Here is an 18,229-nt window from a genome sequence, read left to right on the forward strand (position 1 = left end):
TAGTTTTTAGATACTATGATAGATTTCATAAATGAGGAGAAAGCATTATACAATGGCAAAGCGTATTAAACCGAATAAAAAAAGAGAGCTTTTGAAAGCTAAAGGGATCAATTGGAAGGATGTTCGACTATCTCAAACTTTACAAGAAGTCGCATCACCGAAAAAAAAGGCTCCTGAAGCGCCAAAGGCAGTCGATCTTTTAGAAGGTTTAACTGCTAATAAACAAGATGTTTTAAAAGAAGCTGGCCTTGTCAGCCTTGAAGCGTTTGCGAAAGTAAGTGAAGCAGATGTTTTAGCACTAAAAGGTATTGGTCCAGCAGCTATTAAACAGTTAGTTGATAATGGTGCTGTTTTTGCAAAATGATTTGATTCACCTTGCGAAAGTAGTCTTATTTTGCTAGAATAAATTAACTTAGAGGTGTTTTGAAATCCCATTTGTCACAGGAAGCGGTCATACTGAGAAATCCGCACAAATGTCAAAGCTTGTTGCTAAGTCCAATAATTGAAACAAAACGAGTTGCGGATGTTATCATCCGAATTTGGGTGGTACCGCGGAAATCGTAATACGAAATTCGTCCCTGTCAGAATTGACAGGGATTTTTTGTATTTAGGAGTGAGGAGATTGAAGTATATGCAGATTCTAGAAGATTTCGATGGCAAAGCATTACCAAAACTAGAAACGGATCGACTTATCTTGCGTCAGCGAACGGTGGGGGATGTCCCAGCCATGTTTGATTACGTTTGCTTGGAAGAGGTTGCCTATCCAGCAGGGCTCAGTCCAATAGCTTCTTTAGAAGATGAGTATGATTATTTTGAAAATCGTTACTATCAAAATCTGGAAAAGGCAAAATTACCATCTGGTTATGGTATTACCGTTAAAGGAAGTGACCGGATTATCGGCTCTTGCGACTTTAACCACCGCCATGAAGACGATGTTTTCGAGATTGGCTACATGCTTCATCCTGACTATTGGGGTCATGGTTATATGACAGAAGCTGTCGCAGCCTTGATTGAAGTCGGTTTTACCCTCCTCAATCTCCACAAAATCGAAATCCGCTGCTATGATTACAATAAGCAAAGCCGGCGCGTGGCAGAAAAACTAGGCTTCACCCTTGAAGCCACCATCCGTGATCGTAAGGATAATCAAGGTAATCGCTGTGTCAATTTGATATATGGTTTGCTGAGGAGTGAGTGGGAGTAATTATTCTACTCTTCATAGAAGTTACTAGATAGACTAATTTGGCTGTGCAGGGTACTTAGCTAACTCATCAATAATATCGTAGATATGGAGGAGACAAATGATTAAGATACTTGGAGAAATCGTAGATAACCAGCTACCTGTTGTGGAAACGAATCGTCTGTTGTTGCGTCAACGCAAGTTAGAAGATGCTAAGGAGATATTTGAATTTGTCAAACTTGATGAGGTGACTTATCCAGCAGGTTTTCCGGCTGTTAAAAGCTTGGAAGAAGAGATAACCTATATTCAAGAGATTTATCCAACTAATCTTGAAAAAGAAAAGTTACCCTCTGGTTATGCTATTACTCTAAAAGGCGATGATAAGGTAATTGGTTCAGTAGATTTTAACCATCGCCACGAAGACGACATTTTTGAAATTGGCTACCTGCTCCACCCTGATTATTGGGGACAAGGCATTGTGCCAGAAGCAGCTTCAGTCCTTGTGGAGATAGGTTTCACACTGCTAGGACTACATAAGATTGAGCTGGGATGCTATGACTATAATAAGCAAAGTCAGGCGGTTGCGCGCAAATTAGGTTTTACTTTAGAGGCTAATATTCGTGATCGAAGAGATGCCCAGGGGCAACGTTGTGGCGATATGCGCTTTGGTTTACTGCGAAGCGAGTGGGAGAAAAAAAGAAGATGAATATTATTATCATCGGAGCACAAGCTTCTGGGAAAATGACAATTGGTCAGGAAATCGCAAAACAGACAGGCATGACCTTATTCCTTAACCATGATTCTATAGATTTTGTTTTACGCTTCATGCCATGGTCTCCAGATAGTATTGCTCTAACGGAGTCTATTCGCTTTAAATTTTTTGAAACGTTTGCTAAGACTGGTCAAGAAATGATTTTTACTATTGTAATTGATTTCAATGATTCAAGAGATGTAGCATTTCTAGAAAAGATTCAAACAGTTTTTCAATCTCACAACCAAGAGGTATTATTTGTAGAATTGGAAACAGAGCTAAGTGAGCGTCTCAAACGAAATCGCACAGAAAATCACCTCAAGCATAAGCCTTCAAAACGTGATATCAAATGGTCAGAGAACGATATTTGTTCAACCATGGATTACGCTATCTTTAATCCTGAAGTAGCCCCAGAAGCGCTTACATATTATTATAAAATCAATAATACTTGCTTAACTGCTACTGAAACAGCATATCTTATTATTCAAAAAATAAATCAAATCAAGGAGAAAAACTAATGTCAAAAGAACTATCACCAAAATACAATCCTGCCGAGGTTGAGGCAGGCCGTTATCAAACTTGGCTTGACCAAGATGTTTTCAAGCCATCAGGGGATGCTGAGGCTAAGCCTTATTCTATTGTGATTCCACCACCAAACGTTACGGGTAAATTGCACTTGGGTCACGCTTGGGATACAACTCTACAAGATATCATTATTCGTCAAAAGCGTATGCAGGGCTTTGATACACTCTGGCTTCCAGGTATGGACCACGCTGGTATAGCCACTCAAGCTAAAGTTGAGGAGCGCCTTCGTGAGCAAGGCATTTCACGTTATGATCTTGGTCGTGAAAAATTCCTAGATAAAGTTTGGGAATGGAAAGACGAGTATGCAGCAACTATTAAATCTCAGTGGGGGAAAATGGGTCTTTCGGTTGATTATAGCCGTGAGCGTTTTACCCTTGATGAGGGACTTTCAAAAGCGGTAAGAAAAGTCTTTGTTGATTTGTACAATAAAGGTTGGATCTATCGTGGGGAGTTCATCATTAACTGGGATCCAGCAGCTCGTACAGCCCTTTCAGATATTGAAGTTATTCACAAGGATGTTGAGGGTGCTTTCTATCATATGAATTATATGCTGGAAGATGGCTCACGCGCCCTAGAAGTAGCAACAACTCGTCCTGAGACTATGTTTGGAGATGTGGCTGTAGCGGTAAATCCAGAAGATCCACGTTACAAGGATTTGATTGGTCAAAATGTTATCCTTCCTATCATCAATAAACCTATTCCAATCGTCGCTGATGAACACGCTGATCCAGAATTTGGAACAGGTGTGGTTAAGATTACGCCGGCTCACGACCCTAATGACTTCGCTGTAGGTCAACGCCACAACTTACCACAAGTTAACGTTATGAACGATGATGGGACTATGAATGAACTTGCGGATGAATTTAATGGTATGGATCGTTTCGAAGCTCGTAAGGCAGTAGTCGCTAAATTAGAATCGTTAGGAAACTTAGTAAAAATTGAAAAAATGACTCATTCTGTTGGTCATTCAGAACGAACAGGCGTTGTGGTTGAACCACGTTTATCTACTCAATGGTTCGTCAAGATGGATCAATTGGCTAAGAATGCCATTGCCAACCAAGATACAGAAGACAAGGTAGAGTTTTATCCACCACGATTTAACGATACTTTTATGAGCTGGATGGAAAATGTCCATGACTGGGTTATCTCTCGTCAATTATGGTGGGGACACCAAATTCCTGCATGGTACAACGTCAATGGTGAGATGTATGTTGGAGAAGATGCCCCAGAGGGTGACGGATGGACACAGGATGAAGACGTTCTAGACACATGGTTTAGTTCTGCTTTATGGCCGTTTTCAACAATGGGATGGCCAGACACCGAAGCAGCTGACTTCAAACGCTACTTCCCAACGTCAACCTTGGTAACTGGATACGATATCATCTTCTTCTGGGTATCGCGCATGATTTTCCAATCTCTTGAATTTACAGGACGCCAACCATTCTCAAATGTTCTTATTCATGGACTCATCCGTGATGAAGAAGGACGTAAAATGTCTAAATCACTTGGCAATGGGATTGATCCGATGGATGTCATTGAGAAATATGGTGCGGATGCTCTTCGTTGGTTCCTCTCAAATGGTTCAGCCCCTGGTCAAGATGTGCGTTTTTCATACGAAAAAATGGATGCTTCGTGGAATTTCATTAATAAGATTTGGAACATTTCACGCTATATCCTTATGAATAACGAAGGTTTAACGTTGGATCAAGCCAGAGAAAATGTGGAAAAAGTTGTTAATAGTCAAGTTGGAAATGTAACAGACCGTTGGATTCTCCACAATTTAAATGAGACTGTGGGTAAAGTTACTGAAAACTTTGACAAGTTTGAATTTGGTGTTGCTGGTCACATCCTTTACAACTTTATCTGGGAAGAGTTTGCTAATTGGTACGTTGAGTTAACAAAAGAGGTTCTTTATAGTGACAATGAAGATGAGAAAGTTGTTACACGTTCTGTTCTTCTTTATACCTTAGATCAAATCTTGCGTCTTCTTCATCCAATCATGCCATTCGTGACAGAAGAAATCTTTGGTCAGTATGCAGATAGCTCAATCGTAACAGCTGCTTACCCTACGGTTAACCCAGCCTTTGAAAATGCTGCTGCCCACAAGGGAGTTGAAAGCTTGAAGGACTTGATTCGTTCCGTGCGTAATAGCCGAGCAGAGGTCAATGTTGCTCCATCTAAACCAATCACTATCTTGGTTAAGACAAGTGACAGCGAACTCGAAAGCTTCTTCAAAGACAATAGTAACTACATCAAACGTTTCACAAACCCAGAAACACTTGAAATCAGCTCAGCTATTGCCACACCAGAACTTGCCATGTCATCAGTCATCACAGGAGCTGAAATCTTCCTCCCACTTGCTGACCTCCTCAACGTAGAAGAAGAGTTAGCACGACTTGAAAAAGAACTAGCCAAATGGCAGAAAGAACTGGACATGGTAGGCAAAAAACTCGGCAACGAACGCTTCCTCGCCAACGCCAAACCAGAAGTTGTCCAAAAAGAAAAAGACAAACAAGCCGACTACCAAGCTAAATACGACGCAACCCAAGAACGGATTGTAGAGATGCAAAAACTTGTTAAATAGTTAAAATCATCCATTACTTCCGCAGAGTCCTGCCGCTAGACCATCAGTCTAAGCGACAGGGCTTTTTGCTATATTCAAAGATTGTGAAAAATTAATATATATGATGCCTACTTCTTGCGTCTGAAATACAAGAAGTGAAAATGATTTGGCCATAAAGAAAAACAGGCAGAAACCCAAATGATTAATGCCTATTTCTTATATTTTTTCGTCAATTATTTTATAAATAAAATTGAGGTACAAACCAGTTTTTAAAATGATAAGGTGAATCTTCTTCAATATAGATGTCTGTATATAAAAAGGTATAGCTATCCATATCATCAAAAATATCAAAAGGCCACTCATCGTTATAATCTAATAATTCCTTAAGTTGTAGATGGGAGTTTTCGTCCAGAGATTCAAAATAAAGAATGGATTCTTTTGCAATTAAATAGAGATAAATTTCCTCTATTACACTATGCGCTGTATAAGATGAACCAACTTTATTTCTTGATGTATATTGAGCCAAAACTTTGCTTAATTTATAAACAAACTCATAATCATATTTTGTGATAAATTGTTGAGGCAATAGTGATAAAAGTAGGGAAGTATCTAATTGTCCCAGATGACTTTCTTTAGGTAGTTTAGATAATTCCTCCAAATCATTATTAATATCATCAGAAAGTATTTCACAACCAGCAATAAATGAAAGAGCAGGAGTAAGTCCCATAGTCTGGTAAATCTTTTCAGGCCAAAGTTTATTTTCCTTTGCTTCCTCAAATAATTTATCTATAAAATCACATTCTTTCTCTTTAGGGAATCTCTCCAAAAATAATAAGTCAAGTATGATATCCTTAGATTTCAAAGGAATTGCCCCACCATTTTTTTCAAATGATTCCCAATCTGATTTAGACATATTGGATATTTCTGCCAAATCAGTTGACGACACGCCAACTTCTAACCTACGATGGTGAATGTAGTTAGCAAGTGACTTACTAATACTAAAATCAGAATTTAGCATTCCGTTCTCCTTTTGATTCCTATTCATTATGATTATCACATATAAAAAATTTTTTTCAAGTAAAAACACATGCATCTTTTGATTTAGCACATCATGATTTTCTAGAGATGTTGTAATGATTCATAATATTAGTAGTATTTTCTATTTTCTATTATCTATCAATTTGGGTTTGTTTAGTAGTTTTAACATTCCTTAAAAACTTAATTTTATAACGAGCAAACAAAAATATATGCTAATCTACTTCTTTTTATGCGTAAAGATATATTTTAAAATGACAATCAGATTATAAAGGAACATAATGCTAAAAATGAATAGACATAGAAAGTGAAGATACATGAGGACTTTATAAATAGCAGGAAAGTAGATACTAGTTAGATATAGTAGTGCAAGATAGATGAGAAAAAATAACGAATACTTTAACTTGGTCATAACAATTCCATTCTAATGGTAGTAAGCATGCATAAAATGTAGGTTTTATCATACTACTTGAATCCAGCAACTAGATAGAGGGGGTTACATACGATAAGACAGTAGTATTTTAAACCGATCGGTTGACTTATTGATACTGTTTAGGGAACAAGTGTTTTGTTGTCAATGTTAAATTTAATTTAGCATTTTGATGGTATCACCGCAAGAATGAAAGGAAAAGTTGTATGTGCTGAAAAAACTAATGCTTGGCGATTTAGAACACACGTTTACTAGTCGAGATGACAAAAAATAAGTACCAAATGTAAAGGTCGATATTATCAGCATTGTCAGCGTTAGGTGTTATAAAAATTTAACATCTTCCAATTAAGCTAGGTTTAAGTTTCCTAAGTTGAACTACGCCTAGCCGAAAAATAATTTCTTTTTTACAGAACTCCTAACAAGGATTTTGAATTGTCAAGATTCTTGTTTTTTTGGAAAGTCATTTAGAGGCTTTTTGGGGGAAGTATTAACTATTGTATCCGTTTACAATTCCTTTCAAAAATGTTAGTATATCATTGAGGGATATGAGTTATGGATAAGGGAGAGAGGATGATGATGACTAAGGAAACGTTGGCACATTATCAAAAGAAAATAGAACAAGAATCTGAAAAAAAGCAGTCTTTAGATGAGCACTCATGGCATGTGGCCTGTTTTAGTCGACAGGAAGCATCTATAATTGGTCAAGGAGATGTGCTTTTTTTAATTGGTCTATACCACGATCTAGGCAAAGCTGATCGAGCCTTTCAAGATAAATTATTAAATAATCCAAATCGACATGTTGATCATTCTTATGCAGGGGCAAAATACTTATGCTCTATTATTGGGCCTCATCTAAAAAGTCGAGGGGTTGATAAAGGTGAGAGAATGACATTCAATGAAATGGTGGGTTATGTCATCTCGGCTCATCATGGGATGTATGATTTTTGCTACTGTTCTGACGATGCTGAATATTATAGCTTTAATAAATTTAAAAACCGTATCAACAGAGACTTAGATGATTATCACTATCACGAAGATATTAAAGGGTATGCTATAAAATTAGAAGAAAAATTGTGTGATTACGGCTACAAAGATTTAAGGGAGCTTATTGATAAAGCTTTTGATAATTACCAACAAGCTATGTCTTCCTTAAACTGGCAAGATAATAGTGAGTGGGATTATTATCAGTCTTGTATGGTGAGACTTTACTTGTCGCTCTTAAAAAACGCTGATATTTTGGACACAGTAAATGCCTATGGTCTTAAAATAAGTCCTATGGATAAAACAGAGCGATCCTCTCTAAAACATTCTTATTTAGCAGCCATTGAACAAAAATATGCTAGCTTTGGACGACCAAACAATCAGTTGAATACTATTCGGACAGAAATTGCTGAGCGTGTTAAAGAAAGAGGTAAACGGGATTCCAAAGGGATCTATCGCTTAGATTTACCGACAGGAGCTGGCAAGACTAATCTTAGTATGCGCTATGCGTTTCACCAATTAGTTCATCAAGACAAATCAAGATTTTTTTACATAACGCCCTTTCTTTCGGTTCTTGAGCAAAATGCTTCCGAAATTAGAAAAGTTACGGGTGACCTTGGCGTTCTAGAACACCATTCCAATATGGTTAAACAGGCTAATGAAGATGATGACAAGGACAGTTTATTGTCAGCTTATCTTATTGATAGCTGGGATAGTCAAGTAGTCTTGACTTCTATGGTTCAATTTTTCCAAACGCTTTTTAAAACAAAATCGGCTAATTTGAGACGTTTTTCAAGTTTGATTAATAGTGTTGTGATTCTAGATGAAGTTCAGTCACTGCCTATTGAAGTCACCACTTTGTTTAATTTAACGATGAATTTTTTTAATAAAGTTATGGATACAACCATCGTTCTTTGTACAGCAACACAACCTGCTTATGATTCTTCAGAGATTGACCATCGTATCTGTTATGGAGGGAATTTGGGAGAATTAGCTGAAATAGTGGATTGAAATAAGTTTATACGTTGCTTCATCACCAAGTTTTACGTCGCACCCATTGCGGGTGCGTGGATTGAAATATAAGTTCAGCAACTTCACGAGAAAATGTTCCTCGTCGCACCCTTTGCGGGTGTGTAGTTTCAACTATTTTAAATCTTTCAAATTATGCTATTAAAATTGTCTAACTTTTAACAGAGATGCGATTGATTTGTATTAATCCCTAAAAAGATAAATTGCTAGTTCTTATGCTATAATAACTCTATCAATGTCAAAGGAGTTTTTATGTTAAAGGTAAGATATGGTGTTGTGTCAACGGCAAAGGTGGCGCCTCGTTTTATTGAAGGAGTCCGCTTAGCAGGAAATGGTGAAGTTGTGGCTGTATCGAGTCGAACTCTTGAGTCTGCGCAAGCTTTTGCCAACAAATATCATCTCCCAAAGGCTTACGATAAGTTAGAGGATATGTTAGCAGATGAGTCGATTGATGTGATTTATGTGGCAACAATTAATCAAGACCATTATAAAGTTGCTAAAGCAGCTCTGTTAGCGGGAAAACATGTGTTGGTAGAAAAGCCTTTCACATTGACTTACGACCAAGCAAATGAATTATTCACTTTGGCAGAAAGTTGTAATCTGTTTTTGATGGAAGCACAAAAATCGGTATTTATTCCGATGACACAAGTGATTAAAAAATTACTTGCCTCTGGTGAAATAGGAGAAGTGATCTCCATCTCATCTACAACAGCCTACCCAAACATTGACCATGTAACATGGTTTAGAGAACTTGAGTTAGGTGGAGGAACAGTGCATTTTATGGCGCCCTATGCCCTGTCTTATTTACAATACCTATTTGATGCGACTATAACTCATGCTAGTGGGACTGCGACTTTTCCAAAAGGTCAAAGCGATAGTCAATCCAAACTACTCTTGCAATTATCAAATGGGGTCCTCGTAGATATCTTCTTGACAACACGTTTAAATTTACCGCATGAAATGATTATTTATGGAACTGAAGGTCGTCTAATCATTCCACATTTTTGGAAAACCACTCATGCAAAATTGGTGAGAAATGATACTAGTGCGCGAACGATTCAAGTTGACATGGTTAGTGATTTTGAGAAAGAAGCTTATCATGTTAGTCAAATGATTTTAGAAGGGCAAAGGGTAAGTCATATCATGACGCCTCAGTTGACGCTGTCAGGTGTTAAGATTATAGAAGGCTTATACCGTTCATGGGGGAAATGATGCTGGCTATCTAGCATATTAATAAGGAGTACTAGATGTTATTTTAGTAGTCCTTTTTTGTTTTGCTCTCATAAGGTTAATTAGATTTAAAAGGGTTTTCTACTTGTTTTTTCTCGATTTTTGTTTCATAATGTAGACAAGTTTAGAGTGAGGTGCTTCTATGTTTTCGAGCGATTTTGGATTTGAGATAATTAATGTTGACGATCTATCCTTACAAGAGGAGAAATTTTTACCTTCAGAATTGCTGGCTTATGCACGTGATGAAAACGAGTCTTCTTTCGTACGTGATATTGAGGGGCATTTGACACTTGTTTACCAGCTTTTGGATACGCAAGGTCACGTTGATGATGTTCGTCATGTGCCGAGAGTGATACCAGTGACTCTATTTTTGAAAGAAGATGGCTTGTTTGTATTAGCTAATCATAAAAATATTATCCTTGTAAAAAAAGCACTTAATCGCGTTGAAAAGGTAGATTCGCCGAAACACCTCTTATTATCATTAGTGACTGCTTTCTCAAAGCAATATTTTGATGTTTTAGATACTATTTCTGAAGAAAGAGATAAACTAATCAATGATTTGCGTAAAAGACCAAACAAATCGAACTTGGCAAGGCTGGCAAATTTACAAAGTGGAACAGTACACTTAATGATGGGAACTAAGCAAAATTTTGAAATGCTGACCGATTTACAAAACATTGAGCAAGATAAAGAGAATACTAGAAATGAAAAGATGCAACTTCAAGATGCTATTATTGAAGCAAGACAATTATCTAACATGTGTTCCTTAAATTCACAGGTTTTCCAAGAACTTTCTTCTTCTTATAATAATGTCCTCAGCAATAACCTTAACGACAATGTAACTACCTTAACAATTATTTCCATTGGTATTTCCATTATTGCTATGGTTACCAGCTTTTATGGAATGAATGTTAAGTTGCCTTTTGATAGTGTTGATGCTGTCTGGGTATTGATTATTTTAATTACGACTATCATTACTATTATGCTCTCTATTGTTATGTACATTTATGTCCATAAAGAGGATAATCATCCCAAACATAAATAGAGAATTAATAAGAGGGTGCTATCAATTAGTTTAGTTTTAAGCATGGCAACATGCTTTTTTGTACAAAGAAACTAGAATTCATCTTTGACTTTGAGCTTGCTTTCTAACTCTTAAAACGACATAATAGAGGATAATGTACAGTGAATAGAGAGGTTACTATGTCAATAGAATCAGATTTTTTCCGGAAAAAACGTTTTATTTTTTCATCGCTTGAGGAGTTTGGATTTATCAAATCTGACCAAGAGTATATCTATTGTCAAACATTTATGGATAATGACTTTAAAGCTATTATCACGATTTCATTGGATGGAAAGATAGCTGGTAAGGTTATTGATTCGGCACTTGAAGAAGAATATTTACCGCTTCGAGCAGCAAATTATAATGGTTCGTTTGTTGGCGAAGTACGATCGGCTTATATGGCTATATTAGGTGATATTTCAGATTCTTGTTGTAAGGATTTATTATTTACCAAAGATCAAAGTAATCGTTTAGCGGAGAAGATAGCTACAACTTTTGAAGATTCAGTTGATTATCCATTTGCGAAGCACCCACAATATGCTTCTTATCGTGTATCAGGTAAATGGTATGCTCTTCTTTTTCCATTGAAGATGGGGAAGCTAGAAAATGTTCCAGCTCAACTGTCAGAAGAAGAGGTTGAAGTTTTGAATATTAAAGTCAATCCTCAAGATATGGAAATACTCTTACAAAAAGAAGGTATTTATCCTTCTTATCATATGTCTAAAAAGACTTGGGTATCTATCGTTTTAGACAATACTTTGTCTGATATAGAAATTTTTAAATTGGTATCAGATAGTCGTAAGCTTGTTTCTCCCAATAAAAAATCAAATTCTGAGCCAGAGTTTTGGATTATTCCTGCTAATCCTAAATTTTACGATATTGATAAGGAGTTTGCAGAGCATCAATTGATTGATTGGACTCAAAAAGGAAAGATTGCGGTGGGAGATTATGTGTTTATTTATATTACAGCACCTATTCGTGCTTTGCGCTATGTCTGTCAAGTGATAGAACGTGACCTTAAAACAAGTACTTACTTAGGAGCAAGAGATGTCAAAGCTTATATGCGACTCAAACTGATAAGGCAATTTGAAGATTCTACCTATCCTGTAGCATTTTTAGCAGAACACGGCGTTAAGACTGTGAGAGGACCACGGCGAATGACCAAGGAATTGCGACAAGTCATGGCAAAAACAATTCTAGAGTAATGACTTTCAGAAAAAAACTTGTAAAAAAGTCAGAATAATTCTACAATTCCTCTTCCATTTTGTTACTTGAAGGAGTATAATAGCTCTAACATTTTATAATTTAAGGAGGAACATATGAAGAAAAGCTTTATTCATCAGCAACAGGAGATTTCTTTTGTCAAAAATACTTTTACACAATATTTGATTGATAAGTTAGAAATCGTCGAAGTGCAAGGACCTATTCTTAGTCAGGTCGGGGATGGTATGCAAGATAATTTATCTGGTATTGAACATCCTGTATCGGTGAAAGTCCTTAATATACCTGAAGCTGAATTTGAAGTCGTTCACTCATTGGCTAAATGGAAACGTCATACTTTGGCAAGATTTGGGTTTAATGAGGGAGAAGGTCTTTTCGTTCATATGAAAGCTCTTCGTCCAGATGAAGATTCTCTTGATCCAACACACTCAGTTTACGTAGATCAGTGGGACTGGGAGAAGGTCATTCCTGATGGTAGACGTAATTTGGACTACCTAAAAGAAACTGTGGAAAAAATCTACAAAGCTATCCGCCTAACAGAGCTTGCTGTGGAAGCTCGTTTTGATATTGAATCCATTTTACCAAAGCGTATTACCTTTATTCATACAGAAGAATTGGTAGAAAAATACCCAGACTTAAGCCCTAAAGAGCGTGAAAACGCCATCGCTAAGGAGTATGGCGCAGTCTTTTTGATTGGTATTGGTGGAGAGTTAGCAGATGGTAAACCACATGATGGTCGTGCACCGGACTATGATGACTGGACAACACCATCAGAAAATGGTTTTAAAGGTCTCAATGGTGATATTTTAGTATGGAACGAACAGCTTGGAACTGCCTTTGAACTATCATCAATGGGAATTCGAGTTGATGAAGATGCTCTTAAACGTCAAGTTGTTCTCACCGGTGATGAAGATCGTTTAGAGTTTGAGTGGCATAAGACGCTATTACGTGGTTTCTTCCCTCTGACTATTGGTGGGGGAATTGGTCAATCACGATTAGCTATGTTCTTGCTTCGTAAAAAACATATTGGAGAAGTACAGTCAAGTGTCTGGCCAAAAGAAGTCAAAGATACCTTCGAAAATATATTATAAAAAATCAGCCAAGCAGTTTTGTTTGGCTGATTTTAACAATAAGTTTATTTTTGGCTTAAGAAAGTTTGGATTTGTTGAGGTGTAGCTTGGCTTCCTTGAACAAGATATTTAGTCATTTTTCCTCGTTGATAATGTGCTAAATTTGGAACAGTGGTAATATGATGCTTTTTGAAAAAACTCTTCAATCGTTTCCCTTTGTATTTTTGACTATCAAGGTAGTAAATTTTTGAATGAAGTGTGGCTTGAGATTTTAATAATTTTGGTAAGAAAGCTCTACAATATTGGCAAGTTGGACGTCCTATAAAAATAGTCGCTTCAGATTGTTGACTTTTGCTTACTAAGGCCTTATCTGTGATGGCGATTAAGTCACTATTTGTTATCATGTGTTGGTATTGTTGTTGAGAAATAGTCATGGTGTCAGCGCTACTTAAGTTTGATTTTAGCGTTGTAAGGCATAATATGGCTATTAAAGTTAATAATAATTTTTTAATCATTATGGGAACCTCGTTTCTCTTACTGCTAGCTTATCATATCAAAAAAGAAGGAAAAGAGATACTATCTTCTCTGTTTGTTATAAGCAATTTTTTTGATAACTCTACCTTATTTTTTGTTATAATAGTGGTTATGAGAGTAGTAGCAGGAACATTTGGAGGGCGTCCTTTAAAAACGCTTGATGGAAAAACAACTCGTCCAACAACTGATAAGGTTAAAGGCGCTATTTTTAATATGATTGGTCCTTTTTTTGAAGGTGGTCGTGTTTTAGACCTTTTTTCTGGCAGTGGTAGCTTAGCTATTGAGGCGATCTCAAGGGGAATGGACCAAGCTGTCCTAGTTGAAAAAGATAGGCGTGCGCAGGTCGTTATTCAAGAAAATATTGCAATGACTAAGAGTCCGGAGCAATTTCAATTATTAAAAATAGAAGCCAACCGTGCTTTAGAACAATTAACGGGACAATTTGATTTGGTCTTGTTGGATCCGCCATATGCTAAGGAAGAAATTGTAAAGCAAATCCAAATCATGGATAGCAAGGGTTTATTAGGCGATGATATCATGATTGTTTGTGAAACGGACAAATCAGTTGATTTACCTGAAGAAATTGCTTCTTTTGGGATATGGAAACAGAAAATTTATGGCATTTCTAAAGTAACGGTCTACGTTCGTTAGGAGGCTTTAGTATGGATTACAAGTTAGTGATGATTATTCTCATCTTAGTCATATTGATTTATTTGTTGTTGCGCCTTCACTATTTAGAAGAGTTGCTAAAACATTATCACTTCAAAAATGATGAAGGAGTTTGTTCATTATCAAGAACAAAAAATCCATTGTATCTATTAATGGCAATGATTACTTTTTTGCCAAATCTTATCAATTGGATAGCTAACGGTTTTGAGGCAATAGACATTGTTCGCCTGATTCCTGTGGTAGTCTTTTTATGGTTGTATTATTGTGGAGATGACGACGAATGACAAAGAAAGCTTTATTTACAGGTTCATTTGATCCTGTTACTAATGGACATTTAGATATTATTGAGCGCGCCAGCTATCTATTTGATCATGTTTACATTGGGTTATTTCATAACCTTGAGAAGCAAGGTTACTTTTCGATTGAGTGCCGTAAAAAAATGTTAGAAGAAGCTATCCGTCAGTTTAAGAATGTTTCAGTTTTAGTGGCGCAAGATAGACTAGCTGTTGACTTAGCAAGGGAAGTGGGAGCAAAATATTTTGTTCGAGGTCTGCGTAATAGCCAGGATTTTGATTATGAAGCCAATTTGGAATTTTTTAATAAACAGTTGGCAGATGGTATTGAGACAGTTTATTTATCAACGTCGCCATCTTTGAGTCCGATATCATCTAGTCGCATCCGTGAATTGATACATTTTAAGGCTTCTGTGAAGCCTTTTGTTCCAAAGAGTGTTTTTAGAGAAGTGGAGAAAATGAGTGAAGAATAAAGATCCAAAAAGAAAACATAAAAGTTTGCTAGGTCTGCTTAAATGGTGGATTATAGGTTTTGCTTTTTTATTGTTAGTATTAGCAAGCCTTGTGGTGAGGCTACCTTATTATTTGGAAATGCCAGGTGGAGCTTATGATATCCGTTCGGTATTGAAAGTGAATAAAAAGGCTGATAAAGCTAAGGGTTCGTACAATTTTGTAGCGGTATCTGTCAGTCAAGCAACGCCAGCTCAGGTTCTTTATGCTTGGTTAACTCCTTTTACAGAATTATCTAGTAAAGAGGAGACAACAGGTGGCTTTAGTAATGACGATTATCTCAGAATTAATCAATTCTACATGGAGACTTCTCAAAATGAGTCCATCTATCAAGCTTTAAAGTTAGCTAATAAGCAAGTATCTCTTACTTATAAAGGAGTTTATGTGCTTAACTTAGCTAAAAATTCGACATTTAAAGATAGATTACATTTAGCTGATACAGTCACAGGAGTTAATGGCAAAAGTTTCAAAAATTCTTCTCAACTTATCAAATATGTTGCAGCTCTTCATCTAGGTGATAAAGTAAAGGTACAATACACAAGTCAAGGTAAAAAGAAAGAATCAGTTGGTAAAGTTATTAAACTATCAAACGGTAAAAATGGTATTGGTATCGGTTTGACAGACCATACAGAAGTATCATCTGATGTTCCTGTGGACTTTAATACTGAAGGTGTTGGAGGACCAAGTGCAGGTTTAATGTTTACTTTAGCGATTTACGACCAATTAGTTAAAGAAGATTTACGTAAAGGACGTAAGATTGCAGGCACTGGTACTATTGAGCAAAATGGGCATGTTGGCGATATTGGTGGAGCAGGTTTGAAAGTTGTTTCAGCGGCTAAAAAAGGAATGGATATTTTCTTTGTTCCTAATAATCCGATCGATAAAAATGCTAAAAAAGGCAAAACAAAGGTTCAGACGAATTATCAAGAGGCAAAAGCAGCAGCTAAGCGATTAGGTACGAAGATGAAAATTGTACCAGTTCAAAATGTTCAGCAAGCTATTGATTATTTGAAAAAAACAAAATAAACTCAAAGAGTTCGGGCGTCTGCTCGGCTTTTTTGTTTTGCGACATTTAACTATCAAAGTGCTAAAATGATAGTATGACAGAGCTTATAAGAATACTACATTTAAATGATCTGCACTCTCATTTTGAGAATTTTCCTAAGGTAAAACGATTTTTTCATAACAATCAAGCGCAGCCAATAGAGACGATTTCACTTGACTTGGGGGATAATATTGATAAAAGCCATCCTTTGACAGAAGCAAGCTCGGGCAAGGCTAATGTCCAATTGATGAATGAACTGGGTATTGAGCTTGCTACTATTGGTAATAATGAAGGAGTTGGTTTATCCAAAAAAGACTTGGACCAAGTCTACAAAGATTCAGATTTTACGGTTATTGTTGGTAATCTAAAAGATAACATAATCGAACCGAGTTGGGCAAAACCTTACATTATTTATGAGACACAGCAAGGAACTAAGCTTGCTTTTTTAGCTTATACTTTTCCTTATTATAAAACCTATGAACCTAATGGATGGACGATAGAAGATCCAATTGACTGTCTTAAATGCCATTTACAAATAAATGAGATAAAAGAGGCAAATTGTCGTATTTTGATGAGTCATTTAGGTATTCGTTTTGATACAAGGATTGCTCAAGAATTTTCAGAAATTGACCTTATTATAGGTGCACATACACACCATTTATTTGAGGAAGGGGAGCTAATTACCGGTACATATCTTGCAGCAGCTGGTAAATATGGTCGCTTTGTTGGGAGTATTGATATAACTTTTGATAATCATACACTAAAAGATATTTTAATCTCAACATATGATACAAAACAACTAACTGGTTATCCTTCGGACAGTGATTGGGCTAAGGAGATTGAGTCAGAAGGTAAAGAACAGCTTAGAAAAGAAAGTTTAATATCCTTTCCAGCACCATTATCATTAGAAGAATCGTGTCAACTAGTCATGGATGCGATGCTGTTTTACGCAGGTGCAGATGTTGCTATTATCAATTCTGGCTTAATTGTTCAGCCATTTGAAAAAGACTTTTCGAGGAAAAATCTGCATGAATCATTACCTCATCAAATGCGTCTCGCTAAATTGACAGTGAGTAGTCAAGAACTTTTAGAGATTTATGAAACTATTTATCAACAAGGTCAATTTTTAGCGCAACAAAAGATTCATGGTATGGGCTTTCGTGGCAAGTACTTTGGAGAAGTTTTACATTCGGGATTTGATTACAAAAATGGAAAAATAGTGTATAATGAGAAAGATATTGATGCCAAAGAAGAAGTGATTCTTGTAATCGTTGATCAGTATTATTTTGCATCGTATTTTGAGTGTTTAAAAACAAAAAAAGTAGACTTGCTTTTTCCTGAATTACTCAGAGATGTGGTAGCAGATTATTTAATAAATATGACACTATAAATGAAAAATAGATAAATAAAGAGTAGAAGCTAGTCGTTTCTCTCAATGATTTTAGAGAAAGGAGTATTATGCGAAAAGAAGTGACACCAGAGATGCTTAACTATAATAAGTATCCTGGCCCACAGTTTATTCACTTTGAAAATATCGTTAAAAGTGATGATATTGAATTTCAACTTGTTATTAATGAAAAATCAGCTTTTGATGTGACTGTCTTTGGACAACGTTTTTCTGAGATTTTATTAAAATATGATTTTATCGTTGGCGATTGGGGTAACGAGCAGTTGAGGCTAAGAGGCTTTTACAAAGATGCTAGTACGATTAGAAAAAATAGCCGGATTTCACGTTTAGAAGATTATATTAAAGAGTATTGTAACTTTGGTTGTGCTTATTTTGTGTTGGAGAATCCAAATCCTAGAGATATTAAATTTGATGATGAAAGACCTCATAAGCGTCGTAAGTCAAGATCCAAATCACAATCATCAAAGTCACAAACTAGAAATAATCGTTCCCAGTCAAATGCCAATGCTCATTTTACAAGTAAAAAGCGTAAAGACACAAAACGCCGTCAAGAACGTCATATTAAAGAAGAGCAAGATAAGGAAATGACCTCTGCAAAGCAGCATTTTGTTATTCGTAAGAAAAAATAAAAAAAG

17 protein-coding genes and 1 pseudogene are annotated in these 18,229 nt (G+C 36.3%); 16 read left to right on the top strand and 2 right to left on the bottom strand.

Features of this window, described 5'->3' with window-relative positions; all coding sequences use genetic code 11:
* Positions 1-52: 52 nt before the first annotated feature.
* The 5 genes from A6J68_RS03835 (at position 53) to A6J68_RS03850 (ending at position 5,097) form a co-directional block, all read left to right on the top strand.
* On the top strand, positions 53-364 hold the full coding sequence (locus A6J68_RS03835; RefSeq protein WP_001119099.1) for a hypothetical protein: 312 nt from the start codon (positions 53-55) through the stop codon (positions 362-364).
* Positions 365-631: 267 nt separating this feature from the next.
* Positions 632-1,201: a GNAT family N-acetyltransferase gene (locus A6J68_RS03840; RefSeq protein ID WP_001166201.1), complete on the top strand. Its 570-nt coding sequence runs from the start codon at positions 632-634 to the stop codon at positions 1,199-1,201.
* Positions 1,202-1,298: 97 nt separating this feature from the next.
* Positions 1,299-1,883: a GNAT family N-acetyltransferase gene (locus A6J68_RS11400; protein WP_000590595.1), complete on the top strand. Its 585-nt coding sequence runs from the start codon at positions 1,299-1,301 to the stop codon at positions 1,881-1,883.
* Positions 1,880-2,446 carry an AAA family ATPase gene (locus tag A6J68_RS11405; RefSeq protein WP_001021315.1) on the top strand — a complete coding sequence of 189 codons (567 nt, stop codon included), beginning with the start codon at positions 1,880-1,882 and terminating at the stop codon, positions 2,444-2,446. The genes A6J68_RS11400 and A6J68_RS11405 overlap by 4 nt, the downstream gene beginning before the upstream one ends.
* Complete coding sequence (locus tag A6J68_RS03850; protein WP_000032187.1) at positions 2,446-5,097, top strand: valine--tRNA ligase; 2,652 nt, start codon at positions 2,446-2,448, stop codon at positions 5,095-5,097. Before A6J68_RS11405 ends, A6J68_RS03850 begins: the two co-directional genes overlap by 1 nt.
* 217 nt (positions 5,098-5,314) lie before the next feature.
* Here A6J68_RS03850 and A6J68_RS03855 read toward each other — a convergent pair whose 3' ends face one another.
* Entirely contained in the window at positions 5,315-6,094 is a 780-nt protein-coding gene (locus tag A6J68_RS03855) for a hypothetical protein (RefSeq protein WP_000934864.1), read from the bottom strand.
* Between the two features lie 1,020 nt (positions 6,095-7,114).
* Between A6J68_RS03855 and A6J68_RS03865 the strand changes: the two are divergent.
* From A6J68_RS03865 to asnA, 5 genes and pseudogenes are all read left to right on the top strand, one after another.
* Positions 7,115-8,530, top strand: a pseudogene (locus A6J68_RS03865) (CRISPR-associated endonuclease Cas3''); the annotation flags it as partial.
* 273 nt (positions 8,531-8,803) lie between these two features.
* On the top strand, positions 8,804-9,763 hold the full coding sequence (locus A6J68_RS03870) for a Gfo/Idh/MocA family protein (RefSeq protein WP_000921948.1): 960 nt from the start codon (positions 8,804-8,806) through the stop codon (positions 9,761-9,763).
* Positions 9,764-9,923: 160 nt separating this feature from the next.
* Positions 9,924-10,826, top strand: a complete 903-nt coding sequence (locus A6J68_RS03875; protein ID WP_000492953.1) for a magnesium transporter CorA family protein — start codon at positions 9,924-9,926, stop codon at positions 10,824-10,826.
* Positions 10,827-10,984: 158 nt separating this feature from the next.
* Entirely contained in the window at positions 10,985-12,049 is a 1,065-nt protein-coding gene (locus tag A6J68_RS03880) for an MmcQ/YjbR family DNA-binding protein (RefSeq protein ID WP_000021310.1), read from the top strand.
* A gap of 114 nt (positions 12,050-12,163) precedes the next feature.
* Entirely contained in the window at positions 12,164-13,156 is a 993-nt protein-coding gene (asnA, locus tag A6J68_RS03885) for an aspartate--ammonia ligase (protein ID WP_000748010.1), read from the top strand.
* 44 nt (positions 13,157-13,200) lie between these two features.
* Here the strand turns inward: asnA and A6J68_RS03890 are convergent, their stop codons facing one another.
* Complete coding sequence (locus A6J68_RS03890) at positions 13,201-13,650, bottom strand: bacteriocin transport accessory protein (RefSeq protein WP_000592264.1); 450 nt, start codon at positions 13,648-13,650, stop codon at positions 13,201-13,203.
* Between the two features lie 130 nt (positions 13,651-13,780).
* Here A6J68_RS03890 and rsmD point away from each other — a divergent pair, with 130 nt between their 5' ends.
* From rsmD to A6J68_RS03920, 6 genes are all read left to right on the top strand, one after another.
* Complete coding sequence (gene rsmD, locus A6J68_RS03895) at positions 13,781-14,320, top strand: 16S rRNA (guanine(966)-N(2))-methyltransferase RsmD (RefSeq protein WP_001873924.1); 540 nt, start codon at positions 13,781-13,783, stop codon at positions 14,318-14,320.
* 11 nt (positions 14,321-14,331) lie between these two features.
* A complete protein-coding gene (locus A6J68_RS03900; protein WP_000384889.1) occupies positions 14,332-14,622 on the top strand; it encodes a hypothetical protein in 291 nt (96 codons plus the stop codon).
* The gene (coaD, locus tag A6J68_RS03905; RefSeq protein WP_000161888.1) at positions 14,619-15,104 is read left to right on the top strand and encodes a pantetheine-phosphate adenylyltransferase; all 486 of its coding nucleotides are present in this window, start codon (positions 14,619-14,621) and stop codon (positions 15,102-15,104) included. The genes A6J68_RS03900 and coaD overlap by 4 nt, the downstream gene beginning before the upstream one ends.
* Complete coding sequence (locus A6J68_RS03910; RefSeq protein ID WP_000790649.1) at positions 15,094-16,167, top strand: SepM family pheromone-processing serine protease; 1,074 nt, start codon at positions 15,094-15,096, stop codon at positions 16,165-16,167. The genes coaD and A6J68_RS03910 overlap by 11 nt, the downstream gene beginning before the upstream one ends.
* Before the next feature lie 74 nt (positions 16,168-16,241).
* On the top strand, positions 16,242-17,576 hold the full coding sequence (locus A6J68_RS03915) for a bifunctional metallophosphatase/5'-nucleotidase (protein ID WP_000137524.1): 1,335 nt from the start codon (positions 16,242-16,244) through the stop codon (positions 17,574-17,576).
* Between the two features lie 68 nt (positions 17,577-17,644).
* Positions 17,645-18,223, top strand: a complete 579-nt coding sequence (locus tag A6J68_RS03920) for a YutD family protein (protein WP_001224500.1) — start codon at positions 17,645-17,647, stop codon at positions 18,221-18,223.
* Positions 18,224-18,229 lie beyond the last annotated feature (6 nt).

The sequence above is a fragment of the Streptococcus sp. 'group B' genome (genome assembly GCF_002073795.1).
Lineage (GTDB): Bacteria > Bacillota > Bacilli > Lactobacillales > Streptococcaceae > Streptococcus > Streptococcus agalactiae.

Coding starts and splice junctions, on each gene's coding strand:
- A6J68_RS03835 (WP_001119099.1), top strand. CDS start 53: ATGGCAAAGCGTATTAAACCGAATAAAAAAAGAGAGCTTTTGAAAGCT.
- A6J68_RS03840 (WP_001166201.1), top strand. CDS start 632: ATGCAGATTCTAGAAGATTTCGATGGCAAAGCATTACCAAAACTAGAA.
- A6J68_RS11400 (WP_000590595.1), top strand. CDS start 1,299: ATGATTAAGATACTTGGAGAAATCGTAGATAACCAGCTACCTGTTGTG.
- A6J68_RS11405 (WP_001021315.1), top strand. CDS start 1,880: ATGAATATTATTATCATCGGAGCACAAGCTTCTGGGAAAATGACAATT.
- A6J68_RS03850 (WP_000032187.1), top strand. CDS start 2,446: ATGTCAAAAGAACTATCACCAAAATACAATCCTGCCGAGGTTGAGGCA.
- A6J68_RS03855 (WP_000934864.1), bottom strand. CDS start 6,094: ATGCTAAATTCTGATTTTAGTATTAGTAAGTCACTTGCTAACTACATT.
- A6J68_RS03870 (WP_000921948.1), top strand. CDS start 8,804: ATGTTAAAGGTAAGATATGGTGTTGTGTCAACGGCAAAGGTGGCGCCT.
- A6J68_RS03875 (WP_000492953.1), top strand. CDS start 9,924: ATGTTTTCGAGCGATTTTGGATTTGAGATAATTAATGTTGACGATCTA.
- A6J68_RS03880 (WP_000021310.1), top strand. CDS start 10,985: ATGTCAATAGAATCAGATTTTTTCCGGAAAAAACGTTTTATTTTTTCA.
- asnA (WP_000748010.1), top strand. CDS start 12,164: ATGAAGAAAAGCTTTATTCATCAGCAACAGGAGATTTCTTTTGTCAAA.
- A6J68_RS03890 (WP_000592264.1), bottom strand. CDS start 13,650: ATGATTAAAAAATTATTATTAACTTTAATAGCCATATTATGCCTTACA.
- rsmD (WP_001873924.1), top strand. CDS start 13,781: ATGAGAGTAGTAGCAGGAACATTTGGAGGGCGTCCTTTAAAAACGCTT.
- A6J68_RS03900 (WP_000384889.1), top strand. CDS start 14,332: ATGGATTACAAGTTAGTGATGATTATTCTCATCTTAGTCATATTGATT.
- coaD (WP_000161888.1), top strand. CDS start 14,619: ATGACAAAGAAAGCTTTATTTACAGGTTCATTTGATCCTGTTACTAAT.
- A6J68_RS03915 (WP_000137524.1), top strand. CDS start 16,242: ATGACAGAGCTTATAAGAATACTACATTTAAATGATCTGCACTCTCAT.
- A6J68_RS03920 (WP_001224500.1), top strand. CDS start 17,645: ATGCGAAAAGAAGTGACACCAGAGATGCTTAACTATAATAAGTATCCT.